15 protein-coding genes are annotated in these 14,727 nt (G+C 59.7%); 3 read left to right on the forward strand and 12 right to left on the reverse strand.

Annotated elements, in window-relative coordinates; genetic code table 11:
* Positions 1-7 precede the first annotated feature (7 nt).
* The gene (locus tag IWY39_RS22930; RefSeq protein ID WP_331274494.1) at positions 8-772 is read right to left on the reverse strand and encodes an aldehyde dehydrogenase family protein; all 765 of its coding nucleotides are present in this window, start codon (positions 770-772) and stop codon (positions 8-10) included.
* A gap of 35 nt (positions 773-807) precedes the next feature.
* Between IWY39_RS22930 and IWY39_RS22935 the strand changes: the two genes are divergently transcribed.
* A complete protein-coding gene (locus tag IWY39_RS22935) occupies positions 808-1,644 on the forward strand; it encodes an IS5 family transposase (protein ID WP_107125139.1) in 837 nt (278 codons plus the stop codon).
* 7 nt (positions 1,645-1,651) lie between these two features.
* Here the strand turns inward: IWY39_RS22935 and IWY39_RS22940 are convergent, their stop codons facing one another.
* The 9 genes from IWY39_RS22940 to IWY39_RS22980 all read right to left on the reverse strand — a co-directional run bounded on the left by IWY39_RS22940 (position 1,652) and on the right by IWY39_RS22980 (position 10,070).
* Entirely contained in the window at positions 1,652-2,392 is a 741-nt protein-coding gene (locus IWY39_RS22940) for an aldehyde dehydrogenase family protein (protein ID WP_231377817.1), read from the reverse strand.
* 36 nt (positions 2,393-2,428) lie between these two features.
* Positions 2,429-3,001 (reverse strand): cytochrome b, encoded by a 573-nt coding sequence (locus tag IWY39_RS22945; protein ID WP_107126346.1) that lies wholly within the window; start codon positions 2,999-3,001, stop codon positions 2,429-2,431.
* Positions 3,002-3,018: 17 nt separating this feature from the next.
* Positions 3,019-3,804 carry an SDR family oxidoreductase gene (locus IWY39_RS22950; protein WP_107126347.1) on the reverse strand — a complete coding sequence of 262 codons (786 nt, stop codon included), beginning with the start codon at positions 3,802-3,804 and terminating at the stop codon, positions 3,019-3,021.
* A complete protein-coding gene (locus IWY39_RS22955; protein ID WP_107126348.1) occupies positions 3,801-5,390 on the reverse strand; it encodes an acetolactate synthase large subunit in 1,590 nt (529 codons plus the stop codon). Before IWY39_RS22955 ends, IWY39_RS22950 begins: the two co-directional genes overlap by 4 nt.
* A 15-nt stretch (positions 5,391-5,405) precedes the next feature.
* On the reverse strand, positions 5,406-6,329 hold the full coding sequence (locus IWY39_RS22960) for an alpha/beta fold hydrolase (protein WP_107126349.1): 924 nt from the start codon (positions 6,327-6,329) through the stop codon (positions 5,406-5,408).
* Between the two features lie 3 nt (positions 6,330-6,332).
* Positions 6,333-6,938 carry an amino acid synthesis family protein gene (locus IWY39_RS22965; protein ID WP_017181281.1) on the reverse strand — a complete coding sequence of 202 codons (606 nt, stop codon included), beginning with the start codon at positions 6,936-6,938 and terminating at the stop codon, positions 6,333-6,335.
* 67 nt (positions 6,939-7,005) lie between these two features.
* Positions 7,006-7,494: a VOC family protein gene (locus IWY39_RS22970; RefSeq protein WP_107126350.1), complete on the reverse strand. Its 489-nt coding sequence runs from the start codon at positions 7,492-7,494 to the stop codon at positions 7,006-7,008.
* Complete coding sequence (locus IWY39_RS22975; RefSeq protein ID WP_229380807.1) at positions 7,481-8,515, reverse strand: WD40/YVTN/BNR-like repeat-containing protein; 1,035 nt, start codon at positions 8,513-8,515, stop codon at positions 7,481-7,483. The genes IWY39_RS22970 and IWY39_RS22975 overlap by 14 nt, the downstream gene beginning before the upstream one ends.
* Before the next feature lie 46 nt (positions 8,516-8,561).
* Positions 8,562-10,070, reverse strand: a complete 1,509-nt coding sequence (locus tag IWY39_RS22980; RefSeq protein WP_017181284.1) for an aldehyde dehydrogenase family protein — start codon at positions 10,068-10,070, stop codon at positions 8,562-8,564.
* A gap of 127 nt (positions 10,071-10,197) precedes the next feature.
* Between IWY39_RS22980 and IWY39_RS22985 the strand changes: the two genes are divergently transcribed.
* Together IWY39_RS22985 and IWY39_RS22990 are read left to right on the forward strand one after the other, a co-directional pair.
* Entirely contained in the window at positions 10,198-11,037 is an 840-nt protein-coding gene (locus IWY39_RS22985) for a 2-keto-4-pentenoate hydratase (RefSeq protein ID WP_107126352.1), read from the forward strand.
* Positions 11,034-11,837: an SDR family NAD(P)-dependent oxidoreductase gene (locus IWY39_RS22990; protein WP_107126353.1), complete on the forward strand. Its 804-nt coding sequence runs from the start codon at positions 11,034-11,036 to the stop codon at positions 11,835-11,837. Before IWY39_RS22985 ends, IWY39_RS22990 begins: the two co-directional genes overlap by 4 nt.
* 105 nt (positions 11,838-11,942) lie before the next feature.
* On the opposite strand, the gene IWY39_RS22995 is transcribed toward IWY39_RS22990, so the two are convergent.
* Both IWY39_RS22995 and IWY39_RS23000 read right to left on the reverse strand, forming a co-directional pair.
* Entirely contained in the window at positions 11,943-13,127 is a 1,185-nt protein-coding gene (locus tag IWY39_RS22995) for an MFS transporter (protein ID WP_107126354.1), read from the reverse strand.
* Positions 13,128-13,190: 63 nt separating this feature from the next.
* On the reverse strand, positions 13,191-14,558 hold the full coding sequence (locus IWY39_RS23000) for an aminotransferase (protein WP_107126355.1): 1,368 nt from the start codon (positions 14,556-14,558) through the stop codon (positions 13,191-13,193).
* Positions 14,559-14,727: the final 169 nt, after the last annotated feature.

The raw sequence follows: 14,727 nt of genomic DNA on the forward strand, positions 1-14,727 counted from the left end.
TCCGAGCCTATAGCCCGCCGATAAGGCAATATTTGATGTTCATATATTCCGACAGGCCATGGCTCGATCCCTCCCGACCAAAGCCGGATTCCTTCACGCCGCCAAAAGGCGCAACCTCGGTCGAAATCAGACCGTCATTGACCCCAACCATGCCATATTCCAGCCCCTCCATAAAACGCCACTGCCGGGCGAAATCGGCGGTATAGACATAGGCCGCCAGGCCAAAGGGCGTGTCATTGGCGATCTGCATGGCTTCGCTTTCGTGCGTGAAGCGGATCACGGGCGCTACCGGCCCAAATATCTCTTCATGCGCGATCGCCATGTCCGTGGTGACGCCGGTCAGAACGACAGGCGGATGGAATGCGCCCTGCTCAGGAACGTCCGGGGCTGTTCCAGCCTTGGACGCGCCCTGGATTTCCGCCTGCTTGACCAGGTCAGCGACGCGACTGGCATCCTTGTCACTGATCAACGGACCCATGCCCGAAGGGTTATTGATTCCGTCGCCTACATGCAAAGCCTCGACACGCGCGGTCAGGCGTTCGACAAAAGCGTCATGAACGCCTGCCTGAACGAGAAACCTGTTGGCGCAGACGCAGGTCTGCCCGGCATTGCGAAAGCGTGAGGCCATGGCGCCCTCGACCGCCCGGTCAATATCGGCATCATCGAATATGATGAAAGGCGCGTTCCCGCCCAACTCCAGACTAAGAGCCTGATCCGAAATTAAGTTGAGTGGTATCAGCGGGTTAGCTTGACGGCGTGCCCTGTCGTTGATTCAGCGGTTTTGCGACAAACCAAAGGAAATCAACGATGTGGACCGACACCACTCGGGCGCAGTATGCCCGTGCGGACTTGGCTTTGCCAAGCGATTTGACCGATGCCGAATGGGCGCTGCTCGAGCCGTTCTTTCCGCCGCCCTCGCATGTAGGGCGTCCGCGCAAGTGGCCGCTCAGGCGGATTGTCGAGGCGATCCTGTATCTGTTGCGTGGCGGCCTCCCGTGGCGGATGCTTCCGCCGTGTTTTCCGCCGGTCTCGACGGTGCGGCGTTGGTTCTATCTGTGGCGGGACAGCAGGCTGTGGTTGTCGTTAAACCATACCCTGCTGCTGATCGGGCGCGAAGCTGCAGGCCGCCAGGGCTCGCCCAGCGCCGGCGTGATCGACAGCCAGAGCGTCAAAACCACGGAAAGCGGCGGGCCACGGGGTTATGACGCGGGCAAGAAGACAAAGGGGCGCAAGCGCCATATCCTGACGGATACCGACGGCAATCTCGTCCATGCCGTAGTCCACACCGCCGACATCCAAGACCGTGACGGCGCTCCGCTGGTGCTGGCCGAGATCATCAGGCGCTTCCCGTGGCTGCGCCATGTCTTCGCCGATGGTGGCTATGCCGGTGACAAACTCAGGGACGCGCTGCGCCGGATCGGCAAATGGACCATCGAGATCGTCAAACGGTCGGATGCCGCAAAGGGGTTTGTCATTCTCCCGCGACGCTGGGTCGTCGAGCGAACCCTCGCCTGGCTGAACCGCAATCGCCGCCTCGCCAAGGACTTTGAACAGACCATCGCATCGGCTACCGCATGGCTCTTCATCGCCTCGATCCAGCTCTTCGCACGCCGCATCGCAAGGCCATCAAATCACGCCCGATAATTTTGAATCAGGCTCTAAGGCGCTTAACCTGCCCGGCCGCCTGGGCCATGATGAGCTTCCCGACCTGCGTCGATCCGGTAAAGCTGATCTTGCGGACAAGGGGGTGGGTGCAGAACACGTCACCAGCCTCCGAAGAACGCACTGCCGGGGCGACCCGGAACAGGTCATGCGGCACGCCGGCCTGATGCGCCAGATTTTCTAGCGCAAGCGCCGAAAGCGGCGTCAGTTCAGCCGGTTTCACGACAATGGAGCATCCCGCCGCGAGCGCCGGTCCAGCCTTGCGCGTTATCATTGCCAGCGGGAAATTCCATGGCGTGATCGCAGCACAGGTGCCGACTGGCTGACGCAGCGTGACGATCCTCTTCCCCGACGCATGGGTCGGGATTACCTTGCCATAGGCGCGGCGTGCTTCTTCGGAAAACCATTCAATGAAAGCCGCGCCATATTTCACTTCGCCGCGCGCTTCATCAAGGGGCTTGCCGCTCTCCAGCGTCATCAGCATCGCCAGCGCCTCGGCATGCTCGCACATCAGATCATACCAGGCGCGCAACACATCGCTACGCTCCTTTGCCGTGCGAGCGCCCCATTCATGCCGTGCTGCGTCAGCGCGCTCGACGATCTCGACCAATTCCGCGCGATTATAGCGGCGGATGGTCGTGACTTCGCGCCCGTCTGCCGGATTTGTGACCTTCAGCCCGCCTTGATCAAGATATTCAGGGCGCAACAAATGCAGTGCCGGGTCAGTCATTGCGACAGAACTCCAAGGAAATGAAAGAAAATGGTCTCACAACATGCGCGACAGGACGTCGGTTTCACCGCCCTTGTCTTGCAGGCGGTGCTTTGCCGCACCTGCAACGTGCAGAACGATCAATGCCAGAAGCAGATAGGCGCCATATTCGTGAAGCGCCTGAAATAACGCAAAGGCCTCATCATTCTTTGGCAGTAGTTCAGGCAAATGACCGAAGAAAAAGAAGGGGACGCCATCGCTCTGCGTAAAGCTGGACGACATTGAATAGCCAAAAATCGGGATCAGCAGTGTCAATGTCATGATCAAACGGTGGACCGCATGGGATAAGGTTCGTTCCCAGCCGGTCAGGCCGTCCGGGGTTTGCGGCAACACCCGCCGCTTCTGCCAGCGAATAAGAAGGTGGAGCACCGCCAGCAGCCAGGCCAGGACGCCGAATTGCTTATGATTGGGATAGAAAAATTCGAATTTCGCTATCGGAGTGCTGTCCGGCAAGCTGGTCATATACCAGCCCGACCAGATCAGACCCAGAATGATGACCGCTCGGAGCCAATGCAAAATGCGCATGGAGAGCGGATATTTGGGATTTTTCCGTCCAGTATCTTCCTGCATGACCTTTTCCCGATCCTCTAGAGGTAAACGCCTCGCGAATAGCCTCCATCGATAGTCAGGGACTGCCCGGTTATCGAAGGACTCTGCGCATTTGCCAGAAAGGCAATGAATTGCCCGACCTGGGCAGGAGACAGGATTTCACCCGTCGGGATGTCCTGAACGAATTCGGCCTCGATGTCCTTTGCGGTAACATCGCATTCCTCGGCCATTTCGGCAAACAACTCGTCCAGGTGAGGCGTCCGGACGATGCCCGGATTGACGACGTTAACTGAAATGCGAAACCGCCCGAGTTGATCGGAAAGCACCTTTGTCAAATGGGCGACCGCGGCATTGCGCAGACCACTCAAAGTGTCGCTCGACCGCCCGGTCAGCCCGCCGATATTGACGATATGTCCCGCCCCCTGTCGCTTCATCGCGGGGACAACCGCCTGCGCGTAACGCAAATATCCACCCACCTTCACGTCGACATCGGCAATCAACGCATCAATATCGACGTCTTCGATAGCGCCCCCGATCGGGGTTGAGCTTGCTGCCGCGTTGACCAGCACATCGATGCGACCGAACCGATCGATGACCTTTTCGGCAAGGGCTTTGGTGGCGGTGGCATCGCGGGCGTCGGACGCAATCGCAACGACAGGCGTGTCGACGCTCTCCCTCAACCGCGCCGCCGCAGCCTCCAGCGCCGTCTCGCCACGCGCCGTCAGGACAATCGTAAAGCCGGCATTGGCCAGTTGTTCGGCGATGCCGGGAACCAGTCCGCCGCTACCGCCGGTCAGGATCGCAACCCGCTGGCTACCGCTCATGGCAATTCTGCCTGTATCAGCAACGGCCCATCAAGCGTCAGGCCATGGCGCAGTGCCGCAGACAGCTCTCCATTCGTGGTCGCGCGGATCGCCTCGACACCATAGCCTTTAGCCAACGCGACCCAATCGACCTTGGGACTGTCCAGTTTCGTCAGATCGGCGACGATCTTGTCATCGAGCGGCACTTCGGCCCGATTAAGTTCGGTCTGCAGGATCGCGTAGCGATGATTGGCGGCGATGATGATCGTGACCTTCAGCCCCTCTCGCGCCATCGTCCAGAGCGATTGCAACGTATATTGCGCGCTGCCATCGGACTGAAGCGCAACGATACGGGCGTCAGGCTGCGCCAGCGCAGCGCCGACCGCGCAAGGCAGCCCCTGCCCAATCGCGCCTCCGGTATTCGTCATCACCCGGTGCCGCTTCGCGCGATGCGCGTTGCGCAGCCAGGGGCCGCCCAGAGTCGACCCTTCCAGTGAAATCACCGCGTCCTGCGGCAACTGGACCAGCAGTTCCTCCACCACCGATACCGGCGTTAACGTTGCGTCTGCTTCAGGCGAGCAGACTGCCTCCATCGGCGCAGGCGCGCGTGCTTGCTCACCGCCAACCTGACTGGCGAGCGCAACCAGCGCGGCAACGGCATCCTCGCCAGGCGCAGCCAGGCGCACCAACCTTTCGTCGGGCACCAGCTGGCTGGGCCAGCCTTCATAGCCGAAATAGCTGATCGGCATGCGCGCGCCAGCCAGCACGACGCGGGCATCGCCCATTTGTGCGATGACATCATCGGGGAAATAGGCCTGACGCTCCACTTTCGGCAGATCCCCACCCAGCGTTACGATGCCCGGATAGGGTTCCATCAGCAACCGCCCGCCCAGAGCGGCGGCGAGCGCGGCCCCGGCACGAATCCCGGCTTCGGTGAGCGCGCTGCCCCCCAGCAGGACAATGGTTTCGCCCGGTTCGGACAGCGCGGCCGCCACCGATTTGATGCTGTCGTCCCCCACCGGCGTCAACTGGTACGGCGCGAACCCTACTGCGTTTCCGTTGTCAGGCGCCGGGGCATCAACCACATCGGTCGGGAAAATCAGCGTTGCAGCGCCACCTTCCGCCAGATTGGTCGCCGCGAACGCCTGCCGCACATCATCAGCGATCGCATCAGGCTTTGCGAGGGAGATGACCTGACGGGATACAGGTTGTGCCAGCGAGACAATGTCTGACGTCAGCGGCGCGTCATAGGCCAGATGCCATGTCGCATGATCACCGATCAGGTTGATGATCCGCGAACCCGCGCGGCGCGCATTGTGGAGATTGGCGATGCCATTGGCAAAACCAGGCCCCAGATGCAGCAGAGTCAGCGGCACTTGGCCCGAAACGCGGGCATAGCCATCGGCCGCGCCTGTACACACGCCTTCAAACAGGCTGAGAACGCAGCGCAACCGTCCGTCACGCGCCAGCGCACTGACCAGCCCCAATTCGGTCGTCCCAGGATTGGCGAAGCAAATGCGCGCGCCGCCTTCATACAGGCTGTCGAGCAAAAGATCGGCGCCCAGGCGCCCGTTGACCGGCGCTTTTGCTTCGCTTTGAACGTTCATAATATCTCTTTCCTGTCAGCCAAGCGCCGCCCCACCGACCTTCAGGCCGGCAAGGAAACCTTCGACAAGGCGCATGAAACTTTCATGCGCATCGTCATGAACATAATGGGAGGCTTCAGCCACGCTGGCATGTGCGAGCCTGGGGTTGCCGGCTTCCAGCTCCCTCACCTTATCGAGGTTGCAAAAATCCGATCGCCCGCCACGGATCACCAGAGTGGGGGTACGGATCGCGGCAATCACCGGGTGCAGATCAACCACGCGCGATGGATCAGGTTGAATGCGGGTCGCCGCAATACCATCCGCATCATAACGCCATACCACCGAACCGCTGTCGTCTGCCCGCATCGATTCAAACAATCGTTCCTCGATGGCTGCATCGGACACGTTGGGCCGCAGCTTGCGCCAATAGGCGCGGGCCTCCGCCCAGTCGGCAAAACGGGTTGGCAACGCAGCCATTTCTGCGACGATCCGTTCGAACCCGGCACCCGATACCGAAGAACCGGCAGTGATGTCTTCCACGACCAAACCCAGCAAACGATCCGGATGCTTGGCGGCGTAGCAATAGGATGTCGTTCCGCCCATCGAATGACCGACCAGCACGAAGCGATCGAGCTTCAGGGCATCGGCAACCGCTTCCAGATCGCCAAGATAGGCGTCGGTATAATAGTTGCGCTCCGCATCCCAGTCGCTTTCCCCCCGGCCGCGCGCGTCGAACGCAATCATATGCCAGCGATCGGCCAGAGACGATGCCAGCTTGCGCCATGTCCCGGAATAGCCTCGCAAGCCATGCAGCAACAGCATGGCTGGCGCTTCCGGGTCACCCCATTCACGCACATATAGATCCAGCGTGCCGCTCGAAATGCGGCGGGTCCGCTCCCCGTCTAGCGTCGCGACGGGAAGCGGAGCCTGGCCTTGGTCTGTCATCGTCTGGATGCTCATGCGTCAGGTCAGTCCGTTGCCTTCGGCATCTTCGGCCTTGAGGCCACCCAGGCGCGCATTCAGCCGTCCGCGCGTGGCAAATGCCCAGCAAACGATCACTTCATCACGATTGGGCGCATCATCGAAGGAAACGCTCATCGTGTCGTAGTGCGAACGAACGTAGAGAGCATCCTTGTGGCCGAAGGGAATGTCGAGGATTGTGCCCGGAACGCCGCGCTTGCCCGTGGAGGGAACCCATGACGCGCCGCCGCCCACTGCATCACGGACCGGATTAGCCGCCGGGTTCGTCAGCAGGGCATTGCCATGCTCATACTCACCATCGATGCCGACCATGATCGCCTTGCCGTAACTTTCGATCTTGGCACCACCCGACAGCGCATTCAGCCGTCGCCCGATTTCCGTGCCCAGTTCCGGGGAAGCATCGATCCAGGCCGAAAGATCCTCGACAAACTGGCCCGCATAGGGGTTCTTGATGCACGCGCCGATCATATATTTGACCAAAGGCTGGCCATCTGCAGGAGCGCCTGTTTCACCGGCCCAGATTTCTTCCACCTGGCTGAACCATTTGCGGATGTGGAAAGCGCCGAAGTTCGGCTCATACGTCTTCATGTCATTCTCCCTGCCTCTGCCGTTTGGCAAAGTGTGTTGGCTCGGCGGTCCCGTTCGCCGACCGCTGCTAAAGTTGGCTCGGATCTACCGGATCGGCCTGACCCTGATTGCGGGTCAGTTCAGCCTGCGAGGCTCCGGTTTCCTGGGGAACGCGCTGGCAGAACACTTCCAGCATGTGCCCGTCAGGATCATAGAAATAGATCCCGGTCGAAACTCCATGGTCCAGAATTTCGGCGATCTTGACGCCACGTTCCGCGAAAAATGCGTAGTTCCGCCGCAAATCGTCCATGCTCGTGCCAGCCATCATCAGGCCGACATGCTCAAACTCTTTGCCTGTGGTCGCGCCTTCTTCTGCCGCAAACAGCGCAATATCGTGGTCGCTGACCCCGAAGCTCAAAAATACGCCGCCCTTATACGGGCCATCGGCGGCACGAGCGACGATCTTCATGTTGAGGATGTCACTATACCATTGCGCGGAGAGTTCGGGGTCCCTCACGAACAATACGATATGGGCGATCTTCTCTACCCGGATCGGAGAGGTTTCAGTTTGTGACATGCGGCAACCCCAAATCTTCAGGAATTCCAGGTATCCAGGTCAGATCCGTAATCTCATTGAACTCGCGCCATTCCTTGGCCCAGGATTTTCCGGCATCTGTCGAGAGATACAGATAGCCGAATTTGCTTCCTGCCAGCATGAAATCGGGATCGGCGGGATTTGCGCCGAATGCCCACATGCAGGAGTTTGAAGGGCGGTCGAGTTCCGCCTTCGTCCAGGTCAGGCCAGCATCGTCCGATGTCAGTATCGCAGCCGTGGTGCCGGGCGTTCCGTCGCCGATTCCCACTGCAATCTCCCGATTACTGCCAGGCTTGCGCATCAGCAGTCGCGAATAGCGCAGCCCCCAACTTTCCTTGGCAGGCAGACGGACCCAGGTCTCGCCATTGTCGGTGGAACGATAAAGCGCGATGACGGTGAGCGCGAGATGCACTGTCGTTCCATCGTCCTGCTTCAGAATAACGATGTCATGCAGATCGGAATTGCCACCAAATTCCGACCAGCTCGTATCGATGCGTTGCCACGTATCGCCACCATCGCGGCTGCGGTGCAGGCCGCCTTCTTCAACCCCTGCCCAAACATCGTTGGAATCGGCCGGGTCGACGGCAAGCGCCAGCATGCGGGGGCGATTCACGCCCGCGCAAAACTCCGGCATTTCCAGCGGCGTGCGTTCCCAGCTCTTTCCGCCATCGCGCGAACGGAACAGGATAGCGCGCGAAGGAGCGCCAGTGCCGGCATAGATCACCTTGGGATCACTCTCGCTCACCACCAGCTTCCACACGGCAAGACCGTTCAGCGCACAATCAATCCTGCTCCAGTGAACGCCATGGTCAGCGCTGTAGAACAAACCTTTTTCCGCCCCGGCAAACAGCGCTTCGGGATTGGCGGGATCAATCAGCAGGCACCGAACCCGGTCGTCATATTCCAGATCCTGCCCGATATTGATCCGATACCAATGCTTGCCCTCGTCATGGGTGCGAATGATCGCCTGCCCATCGGTTGCAACTATCATGGTCCTGCTCATGAGGTCTCCTGCTATTCTATCGATGCTTGCTATATTCCGACGCCGTTCAGCTCAGATTGACCCAGATGCTCTTGATCTCGGTGTAGAGCTCCATCGCCTGGCGACCATGCTCACGCCCCCAGCCGGACTGTTTGAAGCCGCCAAATGGCGTGGCATTGTCGACAAGATTGAAACAGTTGATCCAGACCGTCCCGGCCTTGACCGCACCGGCAAGGCGGTGCGCCTGCTTGAGGTCGTTCGTCCAGATTCCTGCCGAAAGGCCGAAATCGGAATCATTCGCCTGCGCGACCAGATCTTCGGGGTCCGACCAGCTCAGCGCGCTCAACACCGGGCCAAAGATTTCCTCGCGCACGATGCGCATGTCACGGCCCGCATTTGCCATGATCGTGGGTTCAAAGAAGAAGCCCTCGCCATGGGCTTTTGGCCGACCGCCACCGATCAGGATTTCAGCCCCTTCATTCTTCCCGATTTCGACATAGCCGCTCACCTGGTCCCATTGCTCCTGTGACACCAGCGGACCGAAATTCACGCTCGGGTCCAGACCATTGCCGATCGTGAGCCGCGCCGCATGGTCAGCAACCCGTGCCAAAAGATCGTCATGGATCGAGGCATGCGCATAGAGCCGCGAACCTGCGGTGCAGGTCTGCCCCTGATTGAAGAATATCCCCGCCGCTACAGACGCCGCGGCTGCATCGAGATCAGCGTCAGGCAGGACGATCTGCGGAGATTTTCCACCCAGTTCGAGACTGACCTTCTTGAGATTGACGGTAGAGCCGCGCACGATCGCCTTGCCGACCGCGGTCGACCCGGTGAAGGCTACCTTGTCCACGCCCGGATGGTCGACCAGTGCTGCACCCGCTTCGCCAAAGCCGGTTATGACATTGAAAACGCCAGCAGGAATACCGGCCTCCAGAGCCAGTTCAGCCAACCGCAGGGCCGTCAGCGGGGTTTGCTCGGCTGGCTTGAGGATAACGGTGCAACCTGCTGCCAGCGCCGGGGCCACTTTCCAGGCCGCCATCGACATGGGATAATTCCACGGCACAATCAGTCCGCAAACGCCCACCGGTTCGCGCACCGTGTAATTCAGGATTTTCGCGCCGCTGCGGGGCGATACCGGCAGCGTTTCACCGCCAAATTTCGTCGGCCAGCCGGCATAATAGCGGAAGGTCTTGATCGAACCTTCGATTTCGACGGCCTGGGTCAGCGTTGCCGGCTTGCCATTGTCCATGCACTCAAGAACGGCCAACTCTGCTGCATCGCGCTCGATCAGGTCGGCCAGACGATTCAGCAATTTGGAGCGATCTACTGCGCTCATGTCGCGCCAGCTGGGATCGACCAGCGCCTTGCGCGCGGCCTTGACCGCCAGATCGACGTCGGCCACGCCACCTTCTGCCACCTGGCAAATTTCCTGGCCCGTCGCGGGATTTACGGTGGCGAAGGTCTTGCCCGACTGCGCCTGCACCGATTTTCCATCGATAATCAGCCCGCGGGGCGTTTTGCCCAGATCAGAGCGAAGCGCTTCGGCCTTTGCATATGCTGTAGACTGTTCTGACATGGCCTTGACCCTCAATTGCTGAAACCTGTCCTGCCCGCAGCGCCTTGACGCCTGAGCGATTCCATCCATCTAATAGCGGATCGACACAATGTAAACAATTATAGATTTATCAGATTATTTGTTGCATATGCACGACAATGCCAAAGACGTTCAGACCGAAGGAATCATGGTGCAGGACAACAATCTCGATCTTGAAAGGGCACTGCTCGCGGCCACCGGGGAAAGGCGAATGTCGACGCCCCTGCCCCGGCAATTTCCGAGCATTGACGAGGCGTATGCCATTCAGCGCAGAATCCATGCCCGGACTGGTCAACCCATCATGGTGTGGAAACTGGGCCTGACCGGCAAGGCGCCGCAGGACGCGTTCGGCACTGCCGAGCCAACCGTGGGTCGCCTTCCGGCCAGCGCGATATTTTCGGACCGCAGCCAGATTTTCGCGGTCGTGCCGGAAATATATGCGGAGGCCGAACTGGTGTTCGAAATGGGCAGTGATCTGCCGATGCTGGACAGGCCCTATACGCGGGCCGACATCTGCGCGGCGCTCAAGGGAATTTATACCGGCATCGAGATCGTCTTTTCCCGTTTTGCCGACGATCACCAATCGCTGCCCCTGCTGATCGCCGACAATGTCAATGCCTACGGCCTTGTGCTCGGCGGCAAACTCTCGTCGCAGTGGGAAGACAGGTTTGCCGATATGCCAGCCAAGCTCAGCCGCAATGACGAGGCGCCTGTCGAAGGCTCGACCGCAAGAGTTTTGGGCAACCCGCTAGATGCTGTCGTCTGGCTGGCCAACTGGTTGCGCGAAAACGAAAATGACAATTTGAAGAAAGAACAGTTGATCGCATCGGGCACCACGACCGGCGCGACCGAGATTTTCGCAGGAGACACTATAAGCGTCAGCTTCGACGGCGCACCTGCGGCCCGTATCTCCCTCATTCCGTCAGACGAGAAGGACCAGTCGTTATGAATTTGAAACTTGGTATTGAAGGCAAGGTTGCCGTCATCACAGGGGGTGGCGTTGGCATTGGCAAGGAAACGGCGCGCAAGCTGGCGCTTGCCGGCGTCAAGATAGTGATCGCTGCGCGTACCGCTGCGAAGCTTGAAGCGGCAGCGCAGCAATTGCGTGACGAAACAGGTGGCGAGATCATCGCGGTTCCAACCGACACCACGTCCAAAGAATCGGTTCAGGCGCTTGTCGATACCGCAGTGGAAAAATTCGGGGCCGTTCACATATTGGTGAATTGCGCCGCAGCGCCGGGCGGACTGGTGCGCAATGCGATTGAGGAAGCGGACGAAGATGCGCTGATGCTGGACCTCAATACAAAATTGTTCGGCTATTTCCGCACGGCAAAGGCGTGCGTACCTTACATGCGCAAGGCTGGCTGGGGACGGATCGTCAATGTTGGCGGGTTGACCGCGCGCTGCACCGAAGCGCTGTCGGGCATGCGCAATACCGCGCTCGTCCATTTCACAAAGACGCTGTCGGACGAAGTGGGCAAGGATGGCATCACGGTGAACATCATTCACCCCGGCGTCACCCGGACCGAGCATATCGAGGAATGGTTCGCCGAGATGGCGGCCGAGGAAGGCACCACGGTCGATGCGATCGTCGCGCGCGAAGCCGGTGATCCGGCTGCACTGAAACGCATGCTCGAAGTGGAAGAGGTAGCCGATCCGATCGTGTTCCTGTGCTCCAATCTGGGCAGCGGGATTACGGGCGAATCGATCGCGGTCGATGGCGGCCTGTCGCGCGCCATATTCCTCTAAACGGCAATGGGCTGCCCTGAGAGGGGCAGCCCATTTTCAACCGTCGGACGATGATCGCAACGCATCGGCGCACCGATATGCGGGACTATATGCCCGCCATCTCGCTCATGCGGGGCTGCGTCCCCATTGGGCCGTCGAAATTGTGACAATGATGCTGAGCGCCAATATGAGACTTGCGGCATAGATCATGACCGCAAAAGATCCCGTGATCAGGCTAGCCGCCGCAGCAGCAGGGCCCAGCCCCGTGCCAAATGTCTGAATCGACGCCATTGCGCACACCACGCGTCCGCGTTTGCAGGCCTCCGAGCATATCCCTGACAAAAGCGGCTGCGCGAAATTCCAGCTGAACAACATCATCGCGCAGGCCAGGATATAGGCCGTACTCGACACCTGGTCGCGGAACAGCAGGAAGCTGATGGTGCCGATCAACCCGCTGAATATCAACGGCCAGCTCCGTCCCCAGCGGCGCGGCAGGACACCCGCCAGCCCCGCCCCGACAACGCCCGCCATGGTTCCAATGGACAGCCCGCTGGCAATGGCATTGTCCGTCAAACGGCTCAACTGGCCGATGCGCTCGGCATAGCTCCATACCCCGCCCATCGCGAAGAAGAGCAGAAACACGCCAACAAGCGCGCCGGATGCCACCCGCAGGTCCAGCTTGCCGCCGCCCGCCGCGAATATGTCCGGTTCATCCTTGCTGCCGTCGGGAAAGGCCCGTAGCGAGAGCAGCACGAGAGCCGTAAGCCCTGCATTGGCGATGAAAATGGTGCTTGGCGCGAACATCGCCATCAACGCGGGAAGAAAGTAGAGAAACAGCGAGCTCAATGCGGCGCCGGTCACCAGATATATAGCAAAGGCCCGATCCGGATTTTTCGCGCGGCCCAAAGCTGCAAAGGCAAAGCCTATCGCAATTCCTTCCCCTGCCCCGGCCACGACCCGCGCGGCGGCCATGGCCGGAAAACTGACAACGGCTGCCGTTAAAATATTTCCGCTTATTATGAGCGCCAGGCCAAGACCTACGGCCACACGCCAGGGCACTCTGGACAAGGCAAATGTGCTGAGGCCGATCGTCACGCCCATGGCGTTGATGTCCCAGGCCGCCAGATAACCCAGCTGGTCGTCGTTAAACCCGGTTTTCTGCGCTATTACCGCCAGGAAACCGGGCGTCACGAAAATCACGACCGCGCCGACCAGCCCAAGCAATATTGCAGAAATCAGTCCGCCTCTGGTCAGGCGTTCCGCGCCTTGTTCCGCAGCGGCCAGGCCCGAAATCGCCGTGTTAAGCTCCATGTCGCCCCATTCCCAAGGTTTAGTGAACGGGCCGCCCAGAAAGTCTGGACGGCCCTTGTGCGATCAGGCTTTCAAGACATCGTCGACGGCCAGCGCGAATTTGTCGACGATCTCGTCGGCTTCCGCACGCGTGAGTACGAGCGGCGGGGCGAAGACAAGCGTATCGCCCAATGCGCGGGTGATCAGCTCCCGTTGCGCCGCCGCTTTGAGAACCTGGCGCCCGGTGCGATTTTCCGGCGGCAGGATTTGCTTTGTCTCACGGTCCTGCATCAGTTCGATGCCCAGCATCAGGCCCTGGCCCCGAATATCGCCGACATGGGGATGCTGGCCCAACCGGTCGCGCAAACCCTGCATCATGTAGGGGCCAACATCGGCGACATTTTCAACCACCTTGAGCTCATCGATCAGCTTGAGCGCGGCCAGCGCGGCCGCCGCGCCGACAGGATGGGCCGAATAGGTGTAACCATGGCCGAATACCCCGATCTTGTCCGCGCCGGAGTCCAGAACGTCCCACACCTTGGGAGAAATGAACACGGCCGACATCGGGAAATAGCCTGACGTCACCCCCTTGGCGGAGGTAATGAGATCGGGTTCATATCCATATGTCTGGCTGCCCCAATAGGTGCCCAGACGACCAAAGCCCGAAACCACTTCGTCCGCGACCAGCAGGATGTCATTCTTCTTGAGGATCGGCATGATCTCTTCGAAATAGCCTTCGGGCGGCGGAATGAGACCACCAGCGCCCATCACCGCCTCTGCGAAAAATGCCGCGATGGTATGCGCGCCTTCCCGCTCGATCACATCTTCCAGTTCCTTGGCGAGCTGGCGGGAAAATTCCCGCTCGGACATGCCATCAGGCGCCTTTCGGTAATAATAGGGGGCACTGACATGCAGGATCGGCCCCTTGGGCAAATCGAACAGATTGTGCATGCCCGGCAGGCCGGTCAGACTGGCCGTGGCGACGCCGGAGCCATGATAGGCATTCCAGCGCGCAATGACCTTCTTCTTTTCAGGTTTCCCGCGCAGATTGTTGTAAACCCAGATGATCTTGAGCTGCGTTTCGTTCGCATCGCTTCCCGACGTACCGAAGAAGATGCGCGACATGGGCACCGGCGCGCGCGCCAGCAGCGCCTCCGCGCATTCGCCCACAACATCCGTGCTCATGCCGTTGAAGGTGTGGAAAAACGAAAGCTTCTCGCTTTGACGTGCAATCGCTTCGGAGATTTCCTTGCGCCCATAACCAAGGTTCACGCACCAAAGGCCGGCCATCCCATCAAGATATTCCTTGCCGTGAATGTCCCGAACCCGCACGCCAGAGCCCGATTCCATCATCATCGTGCCTTCAGCCTTCAGATCGTTGATCGATGTGAACGGATGAAACTGGCTGCTCACGTCACGCTGTGAGGATTGGGAAAGCTTCTCAAACATCATAAATCTCCGTCGATCACCACAACACGAATCGCCGCCATGCAATTCAAGTGGGCGCACACTCGTGCATGGGCATCTGCATACGCAACAGTGAATATCAAAACAATCTTATTTTTGCATAATCGCAACAGTTACGAACAAGCGCGCCTTCCGCTTTCGTCCTATTTCAGCA

The sequence above is a fragment of the Sphingobium sp. JAI105 genome (genome assembly GCF_015752145.1).
GTDB lineage: Bacteria > Pseudomonadota > Alphaproteobacteria > Sphingomonadales > Sphingomonadaceae > Sphingobium > Sphingobium xenophagum.